Genomic DNA, 20,451 nt, shown 5'->3' with positions numbered 1-20,451 from the left:
TTCGACCTGGGGGTAGTGGGGGTTGCGTTTTACCCGCCTAGCGCGTCGGGTATTTCACCATTGCATTGGCGTCTACCCCCGCTCCCACAGGGTTCCGGGTCAGCCTCAAATGGGGTCAGCAGAGGCAACCGGGCTTGCCAACGTCTCAGGCAATCGGAATCAACGGATCCGCCGCCGCCAGCGCCACCGCCTTGTCCGCCACCGGCGGATAGATCCACACCGTGTTGATCTGCGTCTTCAGCTGCTTGCCCTCCTCCCGCACCAGCTTCACCTGGCGATCCCAGCCCTCGGTATACACCGCGCCCCAGGCACCGAGATCCAGGCAGGTCACGTACTTGGGCTGGCTGTAGGCGATCGGCTCGACGCCCAGCATCTGCGCCGCCACGTTGTGCCCCGCATAGCGCCCGAGCATGATCGCGTGCTGGCAGGTCATCAGCGCATTGTTGCCGAGGTCGTCGGTGGCTGCATGGGCGGTATCGCCACTGGCGTAGATATCCTCCTGGCCGATCACCCGCAGGTTGCCATCCACCTTCAACCGCCCCAGGCGATCGCGCTCGCCGGGAATCTGCGCGGTCAGGTCGCTGGCCTTGACGCCCGTGGTCCAGATCACCGTGGCGGCGTCGATGCGCTGGCCATCGGCGAGGGTCACGCCGTCGGCATCCACCGCTTCCACCGAAGACTTCAGTTGCCATTGCACGCCCAGCTCGGTGCTCGCAGCAGCAATCGAGGCGGCAATCTCGGTGCCCATGGATGCGCCGATGGCGTCGCCACGATCGACGATCACCACCTTCACTTCGGCGTCCTGGCCAAGCACCGCACGCAGGCGCGCCGGCATTTCCATCGCGGTCTCGATCCCGGTGAAGCCGCCGCCGGCGACCACCACCGTGTTGCGTCCCGGCGAGGCCGGGCGCCCGGCCAGCGCCTTGAGGTGTTCTTCGAGGCGCACGGCCTCTTCCAGTTGGTCGACATCGAAGGCGTGCTCGGTGACACCGGCCATGTCCGGCCGCGCCAGGCCGCTACCGGTGGCGAGCACCAGCTTGTCGAAGTGGCTGATCGCAGCATTGCCCTGGCCATCAAGGTATTCGACCCGCTTGCCAGCCACATCGATGCGCTGCGCGGTGCCCTGGATGAAACGTACCCCTACCGCATCGAACAGTTCGCCCAGCGGCGCGGCCATCTTCGCCACCTCCGGCTCGTAGAAACGCGGGCGGATACGCAATTCGGCCTGCGGTGCGAGAACGCTGACCTGGATATCCGAACGCCCCTGCCGGTCCAGCAGGCGAATGGCGCCCAGGGCGCTCCACAGACCGCCGAAACCGGCGCCGAGAATCAGGATGTGCTGCGTCATGGTGTTGCTCCGTCGTGAGGTTGCTTGGCTTCGATAACTACGACTGTATTAGTCGTAGTTTCAAAAAACAAGCCTTCGCGGTAATATTGCGACCAATTCAGTCGGAGATAACGAGATGTCGCTTTACAGCGCGGGGGTCGAATACGGCATCCACTGCCTGATCTTCCTGGTGGGTGACGCCGAGGAAAGCCGTGATGCCAGCGTGCGTGACCTGGCCGAGTTGCAGGGCGTGCCGCAGGACTACCTGGCGAAGATCTTCACCAAGCTGGCGAAGGCGAAACTGGTGGTCGCCACCGAAGGCGTGCGCGGCGGTTTCCGCCTGGCCCGGCCCGCCGGCGAAATCACCCTGCTGGACATCGTCAACGCCATCGACGGGCGCAAGTCGATCTTCGACTGCCGCGAGATCCGCGGGCGCTGCGCGCTGTTCGACGGCGAACCACCGAACTGGGCCATCGAGGGCCCGTGCGCGGTCCATGCGGCGATGATCAACGCGCAGAAACGCATGGAAGAAGCGCTGGCCGAGCAGAGCGTGCTGGACCTGGCGCGCAGGGTCGGGCGCAAGGCACCGTCCGGGTTTGCGGCGCAGGTGGGGGACTGGATGAGTGGGCGGCGGGACAAGAAGGGCGCTGGGGATATCCCGCTGACGGAAGCCTGATCAGCGCCTACGCAAGCAACCGCGCCAACTTGATCAGCGCCAGGTGCAGCGGATAGAACCACCAGCCCCAGCGACCCACCGGCGGTATCCGGGCGGGTTCCTTGCGGCGCAGCAACCCCAGCCCCAGCGGCACCGAGACGAATGCCGTGAACATCACCAACAGCGAAACCGGCTGCAACGGATGCTGCAGCAACCAGTTGTTGGTCAGGTTCCCCGCCACCGCCAGCAATCCGGCCAGCCAAAGCAAGCGTCCGTCTCGCAGCGCGACGAGCAAGGCTGCGGGCAGCAGCACGCCGGGCAGGCCATACATCAACCAGGGACTCGCCGCTGTCGCCACGATAACGGCCACTAGCGCCAGCAAACTCGCCGCCCGCGTACGCAAATGCACGCCCCAGGCGACCAGCAGGCCGAGGGCCAGGGTCGGCATCACATTGAGGGTCGACGAGCCATTGTCGAGCCAGCGGTACGCCAGCTCCGACACCACGGAGAACATCAGGAAGCCGTACAGATAATGCCGCTTGATTCTGCTGGTACGCGCCACGTTGGCCGCGATCGCCAGGCAGAACCAGGGAAACGCCAGGCGTCCGGTGATGAACAGCCAATCCTGGTCCACCCACAGGTAACGCAGGTGATCGCCGACCATGCTGACGATCGCCAGCCACTTCAGCAGGTCGAGGGACGCGGAACGCCCCGACGCGCTCATCGGCACAGGCTGTCGCGGAAACTGGCCGGCGTCACGCCCACGACCTTCTTGAAGGCCCGGGCCATGTGGCTCTGATCGAAGAAGCCAGCGGCCACTGCGGCCTCGGCCAGTTCCATGCCCGCCCGCAACAGCATCTGCACCCGTGCCACACGGTTCTGGATCTGGTAGCTGTGCGGCGCCACCCCCACCTCGCGCTTGAACACGCGGATCAAATACAGCGGATCCATGCCCACTTCCAGGCCAAGGGTCTCAAGGGACAGGTTCTGTTCCGCCTCGCTATCGAGCAGGCTGCGGATCCGCGCCACCGCCGCGCGTTCCGGGCGCAGCTGCCGGTCCGCTTCGTTGCCATGGCGCTCGAACAGCGTGGCCAGCGCTTCGCTCAGCACCGTTTCACGCTCCAGCGGCAGCATCGATGCACTGGCAGTCCGGTGCGCGTCCAACAGTTGCATGGCCAGACCGGGGTCGTGCGCCATGGCCTCGCGGAACAGGTGGATCGGGCTGCCGCCGCCACGCCCCTGCAGGACCACGTCGTGCAGCCATTGCGGCTCGACATAGAGCATGCAGTACTCCCAACCCGCCTTGTCCACCGGTACACCGTCGTGGATCTCGCCAGGGGTCAGGGTGACCACGGTGCCGGCGCCGCCGAAGTGATGAGCACCGCGGTACCAGAGTTTTTCCACGCCCCGGGTGATCACGCCGAAGGCATAGCGGTCGTGGGAGTGGCGACCGAAATGCTGCTGGCTGTAGCGCGCGCTCAGCAACTCGCAACGCCCCTCGGGGATGCGCAGAAAGCGGGAAAAGTCCTTGGGCGTGGCGGCCAGTCCGTCGTTCATGCTGCTGTCCAGTTTCGTACAATCGCCGCGTAAAACAGCTTGTTAAGGTTGATTTCCATTCAAGCTAACAGGCGTTTCCCTTCCATGGCAATCAAGCTGGTCATCGGCGATTTCAACAAGTCCTCCTGGTCGTTCCGCGCATGGCTGGTGCTGGCCGCCGCCGGTATCGACGTCACCCTCGAACAGGTCCTGCTGGAGCAGGACGACACCCGCAGCAACATCCTCGGCTGGTCGCCCTCGGGCAAGTTGCCGGTGCTGATCGACGGCAACCTGGTGATCAACGACAGCCTGGCCATTGCCGAGTACGCCGCCGACCTGCACCCCGACGCCGGGCTCTGGCCCGAGGACTTCGACCTGCGCGCCCTCGCCCGGGCCGCCAGTGCGGAAATGCACGCAGGCTTCGTCAACCTGCGCACCCAGATGTCCTTCGGCCTGGGCACGGGCGATCGCTGCGAAGCCCTGTGGGACACGACCCGCGAGGAAATCGCCCGGATCCTGCAGATCTGGACCGAGCTGCGCGCGCGCAGCGGCCACGGTACCTACCTGTGCGGCGAGCACTTCGGCATCGTCGACGCCATGTATGCGCCGATCCTGTTCCGCTTCCGGCGCTTCGCCGTCGAGCTGCCGGCGCCGCTCCAGGCCTATGCCGATGCTGTCTTCGACTTCGGCCCGGTACGCACCTGGCTGCACCTGGCTGCCACCCGGCCCTGAACCCGACCCGCGAGTACCTGCCATGCACAACCAACGTGCCCTTCTCGAACTGACCCTCGGCGGCCTGATGCTCAGCCTCTCGGCACTGGCAGTGGCCTTCGCCGACATCGGCGCCGGTGGCGCCGGTTTCTACCGGATGCTGTTCGCCTCCATGCTGTTCTACCTCGCGCTGAAGTGGCGCAAGATCCCGCTGCGCCTGCCCAGCCGCAAGGCCGTTCGCCTGACCGCACTGGCCGGGATCTTCCTGGCCATCGACCTGATCCTCTGGCACCACAGCATCTACATCGTCGGCCCCGGCATCGGCTCGATCCTGACCAACTGCCAGGTGTTCTTCATGACCCTGCTCGGGCTCTACCTGCTCAAGGAAAAACCGTCGCTGAACTTCGTGGCCGCCATCGTCCTGGCGTTCGCCGGGCTGTACCTGCTGCTGGCCCCGGAGATGACCAGCGCCATCGGTATTCGCGGCGTGCTGTTCGGCATCGCCTCGGGCCTGGCCTACGCCATCTGCGTGTACTACCTGAAGGCCGCCAGCGCGCTGCCCGAAGGCGGCGGCGACAAGCTCGCGCAGATGTTCAACCTGAGCCTCTGGTCCGGCCTGGTGATGCTCGCCTATGCCCTGCTGCGCGGTGAAAGCCTGGCCATCGGCGATGGCCAGACCCTGCTGATGCTGGTGATCTACGGGGTGATGGTGCAGTTCGTCGGCTGGCTGATGGTCAACCGCGCCATCGGCCATATCAGCCTCGGCCTGGCCGGCCTGATCCTGCTGCTGGAACCGGTGATCACCTACTTCGTCGATGTGGCCTTCCTGCACAAGCCCAGCTCGACTGTGCAGATCGGCGGCGCCCTGCTGACCGTGGTAGCGGTGTACATCGGCTCGCTGCGGCCGCCGCGCGAGGTCGCGACGGCCAAGGCGTAAGTCAGACGGGCCCTACTCCAGCGCTTCGGCGACGCCGACGTCCTCGCCGAGGAAGCCGCCGCTCTGGTGCTGCCACAGGCGCGCGTAGGTGCCGTTCCTGGCCAGCAGCTCGGCGTGGGTGCCTTGCTCGACGATCCGCCCGTTGTCCATGACCACCAGCCGATCCATGGCGGCGATGGTGGACAGGCGGTGGGCGATGGCGATCACGGTCTTGCCCTGCATCATGTCGTCGAGGCTTTCCTGGATCGCCACCTCGACTTCCGAGTCGAGGGCGCTGGTGGCCTCGTCGAGCAGCAGGATCGGCGCGTTCTTCAGCATCACCCGGGCGATGGCGATACGTTGCCGCTGCCCGCCGGACAGCTTGATGCCCCGCTCGCCCACCAGGGTGTCGTAGCCACTGTGGCCCTGGCGGTCGCTCAACTGGCGGATGAATTCATCGGCCTGGGCATTGGCTGCGGCGGCATGGATCTGCGCGTCGCTGGCCTCGGGACGACCGTAGGCGATGTTGTCGCGGATGGAGCGGTGCAACAGCGAGGTGTCCTGGGTGACCATGCCGATGGCGCTGCGCAGGCTGTCCTGGGAGACCCGGGCGATGTCCTGGCCGTCGATGCGGATCGTGCCGCTGTCGACATCGTAGAAGCGCAGCAGCAGGTTGATCAGCGTCGACTTGCCGGCGCCGGAGCGGCCGACCAGGCCGATCTTCTCACCGGCACGGATGTCCAGGCGGAGGCCGTCGAGTACCTGGCGCTCGCCGTTGTAGTTGAAGCTGACGTTGTCGAACGACACCGCGCCGCCACGGGTCGCCAGCACGCCGGCATCCGGCGCGTCCACCACCTTGGGGCCCTGGGTCAGGGTGGCCATGCCGTCCTGCACCGTGCCGATGCTCTCGAACAGCGAGGTCATCTGCCACATGATCCAGTGCGACATACCGTTGATGCGCAGAGCCATGGCGGTGATCGCCGCGACCGCACCGGCGCCCACGTCGCCCTGGTGCCATAGCCACAGGGAATAGCCGCCGGCACCGAGGATCAGGCCGACCACCAGTGCCTGGTTGACGATCTCGAACTGGCTGACCAGGCGCATCTGGCGGAACCCGGTTTCCTTGAAGTCTTCCATGGCCGCGCGGGCGAAGTGCGCTTCGCGTTTGGAGTGGGAGAACAGTTTCACCGTGGTGATGTTGGTGTAGGCATCGGAGATGCGCCCGGTCATCGACGAGCGCGCATGGGCCTGCTCCTGGCCGACCTTGCCCAGGCGCGGGACGAAGTAGCGCATGGCCAGGCCGAACAGCAGGAGCCAGGCAATGAACGGCAGCATCAGCTTGAGGGCGAAGCCGCCGGCCAGGGCGATGATGGCGATGAAGTACACGCCGATGCCGGGCAGGATCTCGATCACAGTGAACAGCACTTCGCGCACGGCCAGGGCGGTCTGCATCACCTTGGTGGTGACCCGCCCGGAGAATTCGTCGGAGAAGAACGACAGGCTCTGGCGCAGCATCAGGCGGTGGAAGTCCCAGCGCAGGCGCAGCGGCAGGTTGATGGCCAGCACTTGGTGCTGGACCATGGTCCGCGCCGCCACCAGGCCGATGCTGGTGACCAGCACGATGCCGATGCCCCACAGCACGCGGCGCTCCTCCTCGCTCGCCGCGCTGCCGCCGGCCTGCCAGGTCGAGAGCAGGTCGACGACCTGGCCGAGGAAGGCGAACAGCCAGGCCTCGTAGATCGACACCGCCGCGCTGAGTATCGCCATCGCCAGCACATAGCCGCGCGCACCGCGGGTGCAGGCCCAGAGGAAACGCAACAGGCCCGTGGGGGGTGGCGGCAGTTCATCGGGAGGGAAAGGGTCGAGCCATCGTTCAAGCACGCGCAGCATGGGGTATCTCCGAAACTTTCAGGTTGCGCGAAGTCTGACAGCTATCGATGGCGTTTGAGCGGTTTCGGTCAAGGAATCAGCGCCGGGTGACGCGCTGACGCTCCTGCTCATGGCGGATGCAGCCCTCGTAGTAGGTCTTCTTCACCGAAGCCGGCTGCAGCCGACTGCGGCTGGCGTAGGTCTGCTCGGTGATGCCCAGGGCCATCTTCGGCATCCAGGGCCGCGGGTACTTGCGCACCTTGAGATTCTCCCGCGCCCGCCACAGCGTGGTCCCGGACAGCTTCGACTGCTGTGCCGAACGGGCAACGTCCGAGCCCCATCGGCACATCTCGACCTGCTGCTTGCTCAATCCCTTCGCCTGCGCCGACGTCGCCACCGACATCAGCACCAGCGCTGCCACCGCCATATAGTTGAATCGCATCTGGAAATCAGTCCCTCTGTCCATGAAGCGAAAAATGCTATGAGAAAACAGTGACTTGAAAGGGCCAGCATGCGACTTTTTCCTACGATTTGAAGCGCCCCACCAACAGATGCAGCTCCTGCGAAAGGCTCGACAGGCGCCCGGAATCCGCCTGCGCCGAGCTCGCCAGTTGCTCCACCAAGCGCGCCTCGTCATAGATCTGCTGGATATGCCGGTTGATGTCCTCGGCCACGCTATGCTGCTCTTCCGCAGCGGCGGAGATCTGCAGGTTCTGGTCGCGGATCTCGTTGACCGAGAGCTGGATGCCTTCGAAGCTGTCCCGCGCGCTTTCGATCGAGGCGACGCTGGCCCGCGACAGGTCCAGGCAGCTTTCCATCTTCTCCGACACCTCCTGGGTCTTGCTGCCCAGGCTGCCGAGCAATTGGTCGATCTCGCCGGTGGAGTCGGAGGTGCGCTTGGCAAGCGCCCGCACCTCGTCGGCGACCACGGCGAAGCCACGTCCCTGGTCTCCGGCCCGCGCCGCCTCGATGGCGGCGTTGAGGGCCAGCAGGTTGGTCTGCTCGGCGATGGCGCGGATGGTGCCGAGGATCTGGTTGATGCTGCGGCTGCCCGCCTCCAGTTCGAGCATGGCCTGGGACGATTCGACCAGGCGGTTGCCCAGGCGATTGACGTTCTCGGTGGTCACTTCGATCTGCTGCTTGCCCTCGGCCACCCGGCGATGGCCGTTTTCCGCGGAGTCGGCGGCGGTGCTGCAGGAACGCGCCACTTCGTTGGCGGTGGCGACCATTTCGTTGAACGCAGTGGACACCAGCTCCACCGCCTCGCGCTGGCGACCCGCTGCCTCGTTCATGTTGCCGGCCATCTCGCTGTTGACCCGCGAGGCGTCGTGCAGGTTGGTGGAGGCCGCGCCGATGTGCTGGATCAACTGGCGGATGGCGGCGAGGAACTTGTTGAACCAGCCCGCCAGTTCCGCGGTTTCGTCCTTGCCCTGGATCTTGAGGTCCTGGCGCAGGTCGCCCTCGCCTTCGGCGATGGACTGCAGGCCGCTGCTGACCTGGCCGATCGGCTTGACGATGATCCGCGAGAACGCCGCGGCGATCACCGCGAAGAGTGCCGCCAGCACGGCGACGATGGCGGCGGTCATCCAGGTCATGCGGGTGGCCGTGGCCATCACTTCGCGGTGCTCGATCAGGCCGATGAAGCGCCAGCCCAGGCCCGGCGAGGTCCAGACATTGGCCATGTAGCGGATGCCGTCGATCTCGACCTCGGTGGAGCCCTGCGTGGTGGCTGCCAGTTGCGCGTAGGGTGCGCCGAGTTCCTTGAGCGGCTTGAAGCTGTGGGCGGCGTCGCGGGGGTCGACCAGCACGGTGTCGTTCTCGATCAGCATCACGTAGCCGCTGTCGCCCAGCTTGATGCTCTTGACCAGCTCGGTGAGATTCTTCAGCGACACGCTGACGACGAACACGCCCTTGGCCTTGCCGGTCTCGTCGAGCATGGCCCGCGCCGTGCCGACCAGCGCCACGTCGTCCTTGTCGTAGTAGTAGGCCGCGGTGCGCACGGTCTTGCCGGGACTGGCCATGGCCGCCTTGTACCAGGGCCGGGTACGCGGGTCGTAGTTGGCCAGGGTCGGGTCGTCCGGCCACTTCGCGTAGCTGCCGTCTTCAAGACCGATCGACAGGATCGCGGCGGCCGGGTGGGTCTCGCCGTACTGGGCGAACTGCTCGATCACCGTCTTGGCCGACGCAGGCAACGGCTGCTGCGCGGCGTCGGCAGCGGCGTAATGTTTCAGGCTGGTTACAGAAGTGTATACAGGGTCCTTGGCCATCTGATCGACGTTCTGCTGCGTGCCATCGAAGAACTGGCGCATGTTGCCGTCGATCTGGCGAATCTCCCGGGTACTGCTGTCGAGAAACTGGCTGACTGCGTCCGCACGGGTATTGCTGACGGAGATGATGCCGACCAGGCTCACCGGGAGAATGGCGACGGCGACGAAGGCAAGGCCGAGCTTGGTTTTTATTTTCATGAAGAAGTCACAATCCGGGAAAAGTTGGGCACATGGTCAAGTAATGGCCACGTGCCATCTTTTGTGTTTCGGCCGGCTCTTCTGGAATCTTTAGCGGTAATCTCGTGTACAAAAAAATTTAATCTTGTTTCGAGAATCCCGTCACAGCGATTGTCCGCTGCGCACCACGTCCGCCAAACGCCTCAAGCCCTCATCCAGCAATGCCGGGTCGACATGACTGAAGTTCAGGCGCAGGTGCCCCTTGTGCGCATCAGGATCAGGGAAGAACGGCTCGCCCGGCATGAAGGCGACATCCACTGCGAGCGCGGCGTCCAGCAGGGTGCGGGTATCCAGCGGCTGTTTCAGGGTCAGCCAGAAGAACAGGCCACCCTCGGGCACGTGCCAGTCGGCCAGGTCGAAGAAGTGAGTCTGCAGCGCCGCCTGGAAAGCGTCCCGGCGAACACGGTAGTAGCTGCGCAACGCCTCCAGGTGCTGCTTGAGTCGATCCGTCCCCAGCCATTGCAGCGCCTGCCACTGCCCCACCCGGTTGGTGTGCAGGTCGGCCGCCTGCTTGAGGCGCAGCAGGTGGGGGAACAGATCGGGGCTGGCGATCAGGTAACCGACGCGCAAGCCCGGCAGGAGGGTCTTGGACACGGTGCCGGTGTAGATCCAGCTGCTGCGCTGCAGGCGGCTGACGATGGGCCGGGAAGTACCGCCGTCGAACGCGAGTTCGCGGTAGGGCTCGTCCTCGATCAGGGTCACGCCGAACTCGTCGAGCAATGCCGCCACGGCCTCGCGCTTGGCCTCGCTGTAGCAGACGCCGGACGGGTTCTGGAAGGTCGGGATCAGGTAGATGAAGGCCGGACGATGGGTCTGCAACTGGCTGCGCAGTGCGTCGAGATCCGGTCCGTCCGCCTCCAGCGGTACGACGATGCAATCGGCGCCGAAGAACTGGAAAACCTGGAGCGCCGCCAGATAGGTCGGTGCCTCCAGCATGACCTGCGTGCCCTTGTCGATGTACAGCTTGGCCGCCAGGTCCAGGGCCTGCTGCGAGCCGCTGACCACCAGCACCTGGCTGGCCTCGCAGGGGACACCCAACGCCCGCGCCTCGGCGGCCAGCGCCTCGCGCAGCGCCGGCTCGCCTTCGCTCATGCCGTACTGCCCCATGGATACGGGCATGGTCGTCCAGTCCACCACCGGCAGCATGGCCTCCGCCGGCAGGCCGCCGGCGAACGACATGACTTCCGGGCGCTGGGCCGCGGCAAGGATTTCACGGATCAGGGAACCTTTGAGGCGCGAAGCACGTTCGGAAAAGGGCATGAGAATCACCGATGGCGTGGCAGGGAAAAAATGAGTCAAACTGGTTGACCGAAATTACGCCACCCTTTGAAGATGAGTCAACATGATTGACCTTAAAAAAACCGACGCCCAGCAACTGGCCATGGAAGCGTTTTTCTTCGGCTACCAGGCCTTCACCGGCAAGGCCGACGAAATGCTGGAGCGTCGTGGCCTGAACCGGGTACACCAGCGCATCGTGTTCTTCATCGCCCGCTATCCGAACCTGAGCGTCAAGGAACTGCTGGCCGTGCTCGGCGTGAGCAAGCAAGCGCTGAACACACCGCTGCGTCAGTTGATGGAAATGCATCTGGTGAACAGCGTCGCGGCGCAGGACGACAAGCGCAAACGACTGCTGGAACTGACGGCGGAAGGTGCGAAGCTGGAGCAGATGCTGCGCAAGGAGCAGGTCAGGTTGCTGGAGCGGGCGTTCGAGGACGCCGGGGAGTCGGCGGTGGAAGGATGGCTGATGGTGAACCAGGCGTTGGGCAAGGGACGGATGCGGGAGGAATGACTCCCGGGCTTTACGCCCCTCGCGTTCAGGCTAGAAAGGAAGACTCAGCCCGACCTTGACCCTGTCTAGCACGATCAGGGTGCGGTAGGTCTGGATGTCGTCGTGATCAGCGAAATGCAACCGTACCAGCCGCTCGAAATGCGCGATGTCCCGGGCGATCATCACGATGATGAACGAGACCCCGCCGCTGACGAAATAGCACTGCTGGACCTCCGCGACATCGGCGAAATAGCGCTTGGCGCGATCCATCACCAATGAACTGTCGTCCCTCAGGCGCGATTCGACGATTGCGGTTATCGGCTGGCCGACACTGGCCGGGTCGATCACCGCGATATTCGCCTGGATCACGCCGTCTTCTTCCATCCGCGCGATACGCCGCTGCACGGCCGGTGTCGAGAGCCCGACGGTTTCCGCGATGATGCGCTGGGAGGTCTTGTTGTCCTGCTGCAGGAGCCGCAGGATGGCGTGGTCGAAGGCGTCCAGCCCACGCCCGATGGTTTCGCTCATTTCATCGATCCAAAAAAAGCAGTTCACTCGGAAGGTGCGTCGACTTTCAGCAATTCGCTCTATCGCGGCGCCGTAGAATCTTGCCACAACGCCCTGTGGATAGCGCCGTGAACCAGAACGCCCAACCCCATTACGTCCCCGTTTTCGCGGCGATGCTCGGACTCGTTTCCGTGCAGACCGGTGCCGCCGTGGGCAAGACCCTTTTTCCGCTGGTCGGGCCCGAGGGCGTAGCCGCGCTGCGACTGGGAATTGCCGCGATCGTCCTGTTCGTCTGCATCAGGCCACGATCGATCTGGCGCCAGGTAAAACTCGGCGAGTTGCTGGGCTACGGCGTGATGATGGGGTTGATGAACCTGCTGATCTATCGCGCCTTTCTCTACATTCCGGTGGGGATTGCGGTGTCCATCGAGGTCATCGGGCCGCTTGGCGCAGCGTTGTGGTCGTCCAGGCGCAGGATCGATCTGCTGTGGATCGCCCTCTCCGCTTGCGGCCTGGTGTTGTTGCCGTGGGATTCGGGCCAGGGCGGGCTGGATCCGCGAGGGGTCGCTTTCGCCCTGGCCGCCGCCCTGGCCTGGGGACTGTACGTGGTACTCGGTTCCAGGGTGGCGATCCACGGCAACCAGGCGGTTGCCGGCGGCATGTTGATCGCCGCCGCGCTGGCAGTGCCGCTGGGCGCGGCCCAGGCGGGAACGTTGCTGCTGGAGCCCCGGGTGATGATCGTCGGCCTGAGCGTCGCCCTGCTCTCCAGCACCTTTCCGTTCCTGCTGGACATCTTCGCCATGCGGCGGTTGCCGGCGAGCCTGTTCGGGGTGCTGCTGAGCGCTTCGCCTGCCGTCGCGGCAATCGCGGGATGGCTGGTGCTGGGGGAGCGCCTGAGTGTCACGCAATGCGCGGGAATCGTGGCGATCGCCGGGGCTTGCGTGGGATCTGCGCTGGTTGGGGCGGGGCGTGCAGGTAGGGTGAGCAGCGAGGTGGCTTGAATAGCGCTCTACGACACCTCAGCGGTTTTGGTTGCTGACCATCCAGGAGGCTTCAAGGAAGGGCACAGTTCCTGCGGAAATAGCAGACCGAATATAACGTTGGTATTCGTGCAAGCATCCAAACCTCAGAACACTCAATCTTTCGCGCCCCCTGACGAACAACTTTATTTAACTTATTAAATCCTTGGTATTTCCGCGATTGCTATCAAACTCGAAAAATTGTCAATATTGACTAACCCACAGTACCGCTCAGAAAATCAGCCGATTCATACCTGAGCGCCAGACGAATGTTTGAGAACCACGTCGTTGTACGAGAGCTTGCTTCCGGGCAAGACGATATTGCTGCCCTGATCGGAAACAGCGACAAGCCTCTGTTGTTTTCCGGGATCGATCTTTCACATTCCGACCTGTCGAGAACACGCCTTGCCGGTCACGCCTTCTCCGGATGCAATCTTTCGCACGTGGATTTCTTCGCGACAGATCTGGAGGGTGCGCATTTCTCGGGCTGTCGGGCAGGGAGCGCAAACTTTTCCTCGGCAATCATGAACGAGACCGTGTTCATAAATTGCGACCTGAACAACTCTCGATGGCATCGTGGAAAGTTGGCACACGCCAGCTTCTCCGAATGCAAACTGACGGGAGCGGACTTCAGTAACTCCGCTACTCTCGGGTTGAAATTTTCTAACTGCCGACTAAACAGTGCGCTCCTCTCCGGGATTTCTTTCTATAAGTCCGTGCTCGACAATCTGGACTTCTCCGACTCGGACCTCATGCACTGCGACTTCCGAAAGGCGACATTCACCAACGGCGGCAGTCTTTCAATGGCTCGGCTGGCACAGGCTCGTTTCGAGGGGGCGGACTTGAGAGAAGTGAACCTGGCGGGGCTGCGCCTTGAGGACGCACGTCCTTTCAAGGGTGCCATCATTTCAAGGCAGCAAGCCACGCTGCTGTTATCGGACCTGGGCCTGACCGTCATGTAACCATGACGATCTGACGACCATGGTCCGCCAGATATTCAGAAGCGATATTCCAAGCCCGCACCCGCATACCACGACCGCCCCGGCGCCGCCTCGTAGTAGCGACCATTGCCGTCACCGACGATTACCGAGCCCACGTAGCGCCGATCCAGCAGGTTATCCAGGCGCACCATCTCGTAGACGGTGAAGCGGTCGAGTTGCTGCTCCATCCGCGCCCGCCAGTTGAACACCGTGTACGCCGGCGCGGCCTTCTGGTCGTTGCTGTCCTCGACATACACCTGGCTGCGGTACTGACCTTCCAGCGCAGTGCTCAGCCCCGCCACCGGTTTCCACACCAGCTCGCCGAACAGGCTGTCTCGCGGTACGCCCGGCAGGCGGTTGCCTTTCTCGATCTGGCTGCTGCCGCCGGTCACATCGTCACGGTAAGTGGCGTCGAGGTGGGTGTACGCCAGGTTCAGGTCCCAGTCCTGCGCCAGGCGAGTCTGCAGACCGACTTCCAGGCCACGGCGCAGGGTCTTGCCACCGTTGGTGTAGCTGGTGCGTCCGGAGTTGGATCCGGCGACCACGATTTCATCGTCGGTGTGGATCTCGAACAGCGCGACATTCAGCCGGCTCTGTTCACTGAGCCGGGCCTTGAGGCCGAGCTCGTACTGGGTGCTGGTGGCCGGCTTCAAGCCGAAGTTGAAGGTCTCGGAAACACCCGGCGCATAGGCCATTTCTGCCTGGGTCGGGGTTTCGAAGGCCTTGCCGGCGCTGACATAGCCGTGCAGGTCCGGGGTGAAGGCGTACATCACCGACAGGGTCGGGATGGTGCGCTGGTATTTTTTCGAGCCGCTGGAATCGCCATTGGACAAGTAGCGATCGTCCACCTCCATTTCCATGCTGCTGCGGCGCAGGCCAGCGTCGAGCGTCCAGCGGTCCAGCTCCCAGTGGGCCTGAATGTATGGGTCGAGGCTGGTGGCGGTGTCGGTCTCGTCACGGCGCAACTCGCCCTTTACGCCGAGGGTGGTGCCGCTGTAGTTCTGGTAGCCACGGCGGTCGTCGCGACTCTGGTCATAGTCGTCGCCGACCGTCACGGTCAGTGCGCCCGGCGCTGCGGTGATCGGCTGGATCCAGCGCAGGGTGCCGCCGTGGAACCCGCGGTCGAAGTCCACCACGCCACCGCCACGCTCGTTGGCGGGCGTCCCCTTGGGAATCGACAGGTACTGGATCACGCTGCGCTGGCCGGCATAGAGGTTGAACTGCAAGGTCGCGTCACCGAAGTAGCGCTCGTAGTTCATGCCCACCTGCTGGTGGTGGATGCTCTTGCGGGTGTCGTACTGCTCGGCCTGGGAAATCACCGAGCGCCGGTCCTGCCGGTAGCCACTCCAGGTCTGGCCCAGCGGGTCCTGAGTGCCGTTCTGCTCCAGGCGCCTGATAGGCGCCCATCAAAAAAGGTCGTCGGTCCTGGCAAGCTGGAAATCAGATTTTCGTCAGTGAAACGCTACCTGGCCCAAGGGGCAGTAGGAGGGCGCCCTGATGCATCGGGCGCTGGGTGAGCCATCCTCGACGGCTTTGCCTGCTATGACCTAAGATCCAACTTTAACGTTTCAGCTTATTTCAGAGGAGTCGCATGTCCGTTCAGGAAGTACCCCCATTGGTTGCCCCCAAAAGCACCGTTGCCAAGATGGAGGCCGCCATGGCTCTTGGCAGCTTCGCCATCGGTACAGGGGAATTCGCCATCATGGGCTTGATGCCCGACGTCGCCAGCAACCTGTCCCTCAGCGAACCCGAGGTCGGCCACGCGATCAGCGCCTATGCGCTGGGGGTGGTGGTCGGTGCACCGGCCCTCGCGATTCTCGGTGCCAAACTGCTGCGCAAGCACATGCTGCTGTTGCTGATGGCGCTATATGCACTGGGCAACCTCGCCACGGCCTTCGCTCCCTCCTTCTCCAGCTTGATCGCCTTCCGCTTCATCAGCGGTCTGCCCCACGGCGCCTACTTCGGTATCGCCGCAGTGGTGGTGTCGAGCATGGTCGCCAGCAACCAGCGAGCCAGCGCCGTCGCACGGGTGATGATGGGCCTGACCCTGGCCATGCTGCTGGGCAATCCGGTGGCCACTTTCCTGGGGCAGTTCTTCGGCTGGCGTTCGGCGTTCATCCTCGTTGGCGTGATCGCCCTGTGCACCATCGGCCTGGTCTGGCGCTTCGTTCCACAGCCACGAAACGAAGTCCGCAGTGATCCGCGCAAGGAGCTCCAAGCGTTTCGTCTGCCACAGGTATGGATGGCTCTGGGCATTGCGTCGATCGGCTTTGCCGGCATGTTCTGCGTGTTCAGCTATCTCGCCCCTACCATGCTCGAAGTGACGAAAGTGTCCCCCCAATGGATTCCCTTTGGCCTGGCGGCGTTTGGCGTGGGTGGCATCATTGGTAACTTCGCTGGGGGCAAGCTCTTCGATCGCCTGCAATTTCGCGCAGTGGGGCTGATCCTGGCATGGTCGATTGCGGTGCTGCTGTTCTTCACCTTCGCGGCCCAGGCGCTTTGGTCGATTCTGTTGGGCATAGGCCTGGTGGGTACCATGGTTGCGCTGGCAGCGCCTTTGCAGATCCGCCTGATGGACATTGCCCATGAAGCGCCAAGCCTGGCGGCGGCCTCCAACCATGCAGCATTCAATCTGGCCAATGCCCTGGGGCCGTGGTTGGGAGGCATGGCGATCAGTGCGGGGCTGGGCTGGACGAGCACCGGGTATATAGGTGCAGCGACGGCGGTGGTCGGGCTCGGGGTATTCCTGCTGGCCCGGCGGATGCAAGGTGGCCATTGAAGGCGTAAGCCTGACCGGCGCCTGGAAGCCTGTCGAAGCGAAATGGATGGTGTCCCAGGGCAGGTTCGAACTGCCAACCTTCCCCTTAGGAGGGGGATGCTCTATCCAATTGAGCTACTGAGACACGAGGCCGGCGGCGAACGCCGCGCGGCGGAAGGCGGCCATGTTAACCAGCGGGAAGGGATTTGTCATGCCGAGGATCGGGCTTTTTGCCCGTCGCCGGCGGGACTGCCCGGGATGCTTCGTGCATTTTGCAATAGAGCATAAAGCCATCATTGCAGGATGCACGGAACCTCTGCCTAAATTCTTTAGTAAATAATTGATTTTAAAGAAAAATTTCATAATTACCGGCTGGCACGACAAATGCTCGGAACAGAGCAACGGAATGTCTTCGACCCCACAGCCCCCGGACCAGTCCCATGACCCATACCCTGCTCGCCCTCAATGCCCTGGCCCTGACCGCCGTGATCGCCTTGGGCCTGCTGCCCAAGGAGACACCGGTTCACTCGCTCGACTATCGCACCTCGATGCAGGCCCGCCCTGCATTGCTCGGGCAGACGTCTGGCGAACAGCAACAAGAACGGCCAGCACGCGGGCAGGATCATTATTCGTTCTGAAGCGGCAGCCCTGCTTCATGCAGCAGCTCCAGCAGCCGCTGCGCGGCCTCTTCGAGGCTGGTGGAGTTGTCGAGGTGTCGCACATCTTCTCCGATACGAGCGGACACCTGCTGATTGCGCGCCAGGCGCTGCTCGATCTCTTCCGCATTCTCCCGCCCCCGACGCATCAGGCGCGCGCGCAATACCTCCGGTGCCACGTCCAGAAGTATGGGCACCAGGTCCGGGTACCTGGCACGGGTAACTTCCAGATGCCCGCGGGAGCCATTGATCAACACCCATTTGCCTTGCGCCAGCCAGGCATCGATCTCCAGCGGAATTCCGTAGTGCAGGCCGTTGGCCGGCCAGTCCAGGGCAAACGCGCCCTGCGCTCGCAGCAAAGCGAACTGCTCGACCGACACTCCGTGCGCGTCTTCACCCACGGACTCGGCGGAACGGGTAATCACTCGTCGGGCGACCGCCACGCCGAGGTTTCGCAGTGCAGGTCGGACCTGGTCGATCACGCTGTCCTTTCCGGAGCCCGAGGGTCCCATCAGGTAGATCAACCTGCCACGGGTATACGACGGGTGCTCGGCGCTTGCGTCATGCTGCATAGCCACTATGCTCATAGATAGGAAAAGCCCCGGCATTTTAGGAGCTTTCCGTTACCTTTTCGCCTTTCGATACCGAGAGTCAAAAAGGTGGCTGAATCGGATAAGTGGATGAATCTTAACTTTTCAAACCAGTGCTCATTTCTGATAATTGGTACTGGCAAAAAGCCTCCACCCGGTTCAATATTTGTCACAGAATTGACGCCAAGGAACCGGCGATAATGAGGCATCATTGCGACCTCATTCACAATTCAGGTTGAACATTTGACCGTAACGGTGGTCGTAGTCTCCATCGCGCGGCCAACTTTCAAGAACCGCTTCCCCTGAACTAAACCGGTCAATTATATGCGCCCAATGAAACAGGCTATCTACTCAAGCCGCACCGCAGACAAATTCGTCGTCCGCCTACCCGACGGAATGCGTGAGCGCATTGCCGAGGTTGCGCGTAACCACCACCGCAGCATGAACTCCGAGATCATTGCCCGCCTGGAGCAGAGCCTCATCCAGGAAGGTGCACTGGGCGACGAGCTGAGCATGCGCCTGGACAGCCCGGAACTGTCCCTGCATGAACGCGAGCTGCTGCAACGCTTCCGCCAACTGTCCCACCGCCAGCAAAACGCCCTGGTTGCGCTGATCGCCCACGACGTCGAGATGGCTGCGGACGCCTCCTGACTCCTGATTCCTGAACGCGTTTCAGAACAGAACGCCCGGTGCATTGCACCGGGCGTTCTGCTTTATGGCGACCACAAAAAAGCCAGCTCAAGGCTGGCTTTCCCGTTTGCAGAGGATTACAGCAAGAACAGCGTGGCCAGCCCCAAGAAGATGAAGAACCCGCCACTGTCGGTCACCGCCGTGATCATCACACTGGAACCCATCGCCGGGTCGCGACCGAGGCGCATCAGGGTCATCGGAATGAACACCCCCATGAAGGCCGCGAGCAGCAGGTTCAGTGTCATCGCCGCAGTCATCACCACGCCAAGCGACCAACTGCCATACAGCAAGAAGGCCACCACCCCGATCACTCCGCCCCAGATCAGGCCGTTGAGCAACGAGACCGCCAGTTCCTTGCGCATCAGGCGCGTGGTATTGCCTGGACTGACCTGGTCCAGCGCCATGGCGCGGACGATCATGGTAATCGTCTGGTTACCGGAGTTGCCGCCGATCCCCGCCACGATGGGCATCAGCGCAGCCAGAGCCACCAGCTTCTCGATAGAGCCTTCGAACAGGCCGATAACCCGCGAGGCGACGAAGGCGGTGATCAGGTTGATCGCCAGCCAGGCCCAGCGGTTGCGCAGCGAACGCCAGACCGAGGCGAAGATATCCTCTTCCTCGCGCAGACCGGCCATGTTCAGCACTTCGCTTTCGCTTTCCTCACGAATCAGGTCGACCATCTCGTCGATGGTCAGACGGCCGATCAGGCGATTGTTCTTGTCCACCACCGGCGCCGAGACCAGGTCGTAGCGCTCGAAGGCCTGGGCTGCATCGTAGGCGTCTTCTTCCGGGTGGAAACTCACCGGGTCGTCGGCCATTACCTCGGCAACCTGCTTGTCCGGGTCGTTGACCAGCAGACGCTTGATCGGCAGCACACCCTTGAGGATGCCGTCGTAGTCGACGACGAACAGCTTGTCGGTATGGCCTGGCAGTTCCTTGAGCCGGCGCAGGTAGCGCAGGACCACTTCCAGGCTGACGTCCTCGCGGATGGTGACCATCTCGAAGTCCATCAGTGCACCGACCTGCTCCTCGTCGTAGCTCAGCGCCGAACGCACGCGCTCGCGTTGCTGGGCGTCGAGGGTTTCCATCAGCTCGTGAACGACATCGCGAGGCAGCTCGGGTGCGAGGTCCGCGAGTTCGTCGGCGTCCATCTCCTTGGCGGCGGCGAGAATCTCGTGATCGTCCATGTCGGCGATCAGGGTCTCTCGGACCGAGTCGGATACTTCGAGGAGGATGTCGCCGTCGCGCTCGGCCTTGACCAGCTGCCAGACGGTCAGGCGGTCATCCAGGGGCAGCGCTTCGAGAATATGGGCAACGTCGGCGGAGTGCAGGTCATCGAGCTTGCGTTGCAGCTCGACCAGGTTCTGCCGGTGAACCAGGTTTTCCACTCGATCGTTGTGCGCGCCTTCCTGACGATGGGTCAGGTCTTCGACCACACGCTGGCGATGCAGCAGTTCGACCACCTGGGCCAGGCGGTCCTGAAGGCTTTCCTGCGTTTTTTTTGCTTCGATTTCAGTCATAGGCGAACTCCACTCCCAGCAGCGGAGCACGCCGGGAGGATCAATCAGTCACATCGTGATTGGCAAAAGAGGCTTTTAAGTAACTACTGGGTAAGTCCATGGTGGTATTCCACAAGCCCCGGCGGGGCTGACGGGCGCAATCATACACCGCTTGAGCTGCCAGGGGCTGAAAATATCGGTGAAAACAATCGTTTGCGAACGTTACGCATGCAAACTCCCGAATCCTTCAATGCGACGGCCAGCGCTCGGAAAAGAGCACATGCACACTAGAAAATTAGCACGCGCCATCGACACATGAATGACAATTTATTTATGGGAATCAACAAATCGCGGAAAACAAAAAGCCCGCCATGAAGGCGGGCTGTTTGCTTGTATGGTGCACTCGACAGGATTCGAACCTGTGACCGCTCGGTTCGTAGCCGAGTACTCTATCCAGCTGAGCTAC

At 63.0% G+C, this 20,451-nt stretch carries 19 protein-coding genes, 1 tRNA gene and 1 pseudogene; 9 read left to right on the top strand and 12 right to left on the bottom strand.

Annotated elements, in window-relative coordinates:
* Positions 1-145 precede the first annotated feature (145 nt).
* A complete protein-coding gene (locus V0R59_RS30480; protein WP_330078234.1) occupies positions 146-1,348 on the bottom strand; it encodes an NAD(P)/FAD-dependent oxidoreductase in 1,203 nt (400 codons plus the stop codon).
* A 115-nt stretch (positions 1,349-1,463) separates the two neighbouring features.
* Here V0R59_RS30480 and V0R59_RS30475 point away from each other — a divergent pair, with 115 nt between their 5' ends.
* Complete coding sequence (locus tag V0R59_RS30475; protein WP_330078233.1) at positions 1,464-2,003, top strand: RrF2 family transcriptional regulator; 540 nt, start codon at positions 1,464-1,466, stop codon at positions 2,001-2,003.
* A gap of 7 nt (positions 2,004-2,010) precedes the next feature.
* On the opposite strand, the gene V0R59_RS30470 is transcribed toward V0R59_RS30475, so the two are convergent.
* Positions 2,011-2,706 carry a TraX family protein gene (locus tag V0R59_RS30470; protein WP_330078232.1) on the bottom strand — a complete coding sequence of 232 codons (696 nt, stop codon included), beginning with the start codon at positions 2,704-2,706 and terminating at the stop codon, positions 2,011-2,013.
* The gene (locus tag V0R59_RS30465; protein WP_330078231.1) at positions 2,703-3,539 is read right to left on the bottom strand and encodes an AraC family transcriptional regulator; all 837 of its coding nucleotides are present in this window, start codon (positions 3,537-3,539) and stop codon (positions 2,703-2,705) included. Before V0R59_RS30465 ends, V0R59_RS30470 begins: the two co-directional genes overlap by 4 nt.
* An 84-nt stretch (positions 3,540-3,623) precedes the next feature.
* Between V0R59_RS30465 and V0R59_RS30460 the strand changes: the two genes are divergently transcribed.
* Together V0R59_RS30460 and V0R59_RS30455 are read left to right on the top strand one after the other, a co-directional pair.
* On the top strand, positions 3,624-4,250 hold the full coding sequence (locus V0R59_RS30460; protein ID WP_330078230.1) for a glutathione S-transferase: 627 nt from the start codon (positions 3,624-3,626) through the stop codon (positions 4,248-4,250).
* Positions 4,251-4,272: 22 nt separating this feature from the next.
* Positions 4,273-5,166, top strand: a complete 894-nt coding sequence (locus tag V0R59_RS30455) for a DMT family transporter (RefSeq protein WP_330078229.1) — start codon at positions 4,273-4,275, stop codon at positions 5,164-5,166.
* Positions 5,167-5,178: 12 nt separating this feature from the next.
* Here V0R59_RS30455 and V0R59_RS30450 read toward each other — a convergent pair whose 3' ends face one another.
* From V0R59_RS30450 to V0R59_RS30435, 4 genes are all read right to left on the bottom strand, one after another.
* On the bottom strand, positions 5,179-7,035 hold the full coding sequence (locus V0R59_RS30450; protein WP_330078228.1) for an ABC transporter ATP-binding protein: 1,857 nt from the start codon (positions 7,033-7,035) through the stop codon (positions 5,179-5,181).
* Between the two features lie 76 nt (positions 7,036-7,111).
* The gene (locus V0R59_RS30445) at positions 7,112-7,456 is read right to left on the bottom strand and encodes a hypothetical protein (RefSeq protein ID WP_330078227.1); all 345 of its coding nucleotides are present in this window, start codon (positions 7,454-7,456) and stop codon (positions 7,112-7,114) included.
* 82 nt (positions 7,457-7,538) lie between these two features.
* Positions 7,539-9,479, bottom strand: coding sequence for a methyl-accepting chemotaxis protein (locus tag V0R59_RS30440; protein ID WP_330078226.1), 1,941 nt, complete (start codon positions 9,477-9,479; stop codon positions 7,539-7,541).
* Positions 9,480-9,620: 141 nt separating this feature from the next.
* Complete coding sequence (locus V0R59_RS30435) at positions 9,621-10,778, bottom strand: aminotransferase-like domain-containing protein (RefSeq protein WP_330078225.1); 1,158 nt, start codon at positions 10,776-10,778, stop codon at positions 9,621-9,623.
* Positions 10,779-10,860: 82 nt separating this feature from the next.
* On the opposite strand from V0R59_RS30435, the gene V0R59_RS30430 reads away from it, so the two are divergent.
* On the top strand, positions 10,861-11,307 hold the full coding sequence (locus V0R59_RS30430) for a MarR family winged helix-turn-helix transcriptional regulator (protein ID WP_330078224.1): 447 nt from the start codon (positions 10,861-10,863) through the stop codon (positions 11,305-11,307).
* A gap of 30 nt (positions 11,308-11,337) precedes the next feature.
* On the opposite strand, the gene V0R59_RS30425 is transcribed toward V0R59_RS30430, so the two are convergent.
* Positions 11,338-11,814: an Lrp/AsnC family transcriptional regulator gene (locus tag V0R59_RS30425; protein ID WP_330078223.1), complete on the bottom strand. Its 477-nt coding sequence runs from the start codon at positions 11,812-11,814 to the stop codon at positions 11,338-11,340.
* A gap of 107 nt (positions 11,815-11,921) precedes the next feature.
* Here V0R59_RS30425 and V0R59_RS30420 point away from each other — a divergent pair, with 107 nt between their 5' ends.
* Together V0R59_RS30420 and V0R59_RS30415 are read left to right on the top strand one after the other, a co-directional pair.
* Positions 11,922-12,794: an EamA family transporter gene (locus V0R59_RS30420; RefSeq protein WP_330078222.1), complete on the top strand. Its 873-nt coding sequence runs from the start codon at positions 11,922-11,924 to the stop codon at positions 12,792-12,794.
* Between the two features lie 287 nt (positions 12,795-13,081).
* Entirely contained in the window at positions 13,082-13,774 is a 693-nt protein-coding gene (locus V0R59_RS30415; RefSeq protein WP_330078221.1) for a pentapeptide repeat-containing protein, read from the top strand.
* A 35-nt stretch (positions 13,775-13,809) separates the two neighbouring features.
* On the opposite strand, the pseudogene V0R59_RS30410 reads toward V0R59_RS30415, so the two are convergent.
* Positions 13,810-15,180 (bottom strand): annotated as a pseudogene (locus V0R59_RS30410) (TonB-dependent receptor family protein); the annotation flags it as partial.
* 203 nt (positions 15,181-15,383) lie between these two features.
* On the opposite strand from V0R59_RS30410, the gene V0R59_RS30405 reads away from it, so the two are divergent.
* Positions 15,384-16,571 carry an MFS transporter gene (locus V0R59_RS30405; RefSeq protein WP_330078220.1) on the top strand — a complete coding sequence of 396 codons (1,188 nt, stop codon included), beginning with the start codon at positions 15,384-15,386 and terminating at the stop codon, positions 16,569-16,571.
* 47 nt (positions 16,572-16,618) lie between these two features.
* Here V0R59_RS30405 and V0R59_RS30400 read toward each other — a convergent pair.
* Positions 16,619-16,695, bottom strand: a tRNA-Arg gene (locus tag V0R59_RS30400).
* A gap of 295 nt (positions 16,696-16,990) precedes the next feature.
* Here V0R59_RS30400 and V0R59_RS30395 point away from each other — a divergent pair.
* Positions 16,991-17,188 (top strand): hypothetical protein, encoded by a 198-nt coding sequence (locus V0R59_RS30395; RefSeq protein ID WP_330078219.1) that lies wholly within the window; start codon positions 16,991-16,993, stop codon positions 17,186-17,188.
* Here V0R59_RS30395 and phnN read toward each other — a convergent pair.
* Positions 17,176-17,778 carry a phosphonate metabolism protein/1,5-bisphosphokinase (PRPP-forming) PhnN gene (gene phnN, locus V0R59_RS30390; protein WP_330078218.1) on the bottom strand — a complete coding sequence of 201 codons (603 nt, stop codon included), beginning with the start codon at positions 17,776-17,778 and terminating at the stop codon, positions 17,176-17,178. The genes V0R59_RS30395 and phnN overlap by 13 nt on opposite strands.
* Positions 17,779-18,120: 342 nt before the next feature.
* Between phnN and V0R59_RS30385 the strand changes: the two genes are divergently transcribed.
* Positions 18,121-18,447: an Arc family DNA-binding protein gene (locus V0R59_RS30385; RefSeq protein WP_003254499.1), complete on the top strand. Its 327-nt coding sequence runs from the start codon at positions 18,121-18,123 to the stop codon at positions 18,445-18,447.
* A 116-nt stretch (positions 18,448-18,563) separates the two neighbouring features.
* Here the strand turns inward: V0R59_RS30385 and mgtE are convergent, their stop codons facing one another.
* The gene (gene mgtE / locus V0R59_RS30380) at positions 18,564-20,006 is read right to left on the bottom strand and encodes a magnesium transporter (protein ID WP_330078217.1); all 1,443 of its coding nucleotides are present in this window, start codon (positions 20,004-20,006) and stop codon (positions 18,564-18,566) included.
* Positions 20,007-20,451: the final 445 nt, after the last annotated feature.

It is taken from the genome of Pseudomonas ulcerans (assembly GCF_036324125.1).
GTDB classification, from domain to species: Bacteria; Pseudomonadota; Gammaproteobacteria; order Pseudomonadales; family Pseudomonadaceae; genus Aquipseudomonas; species Aquipseudomonas ulcerans.
This window is presented reverse-complemented; position numbering and strand designations above follow the sequence as displayed.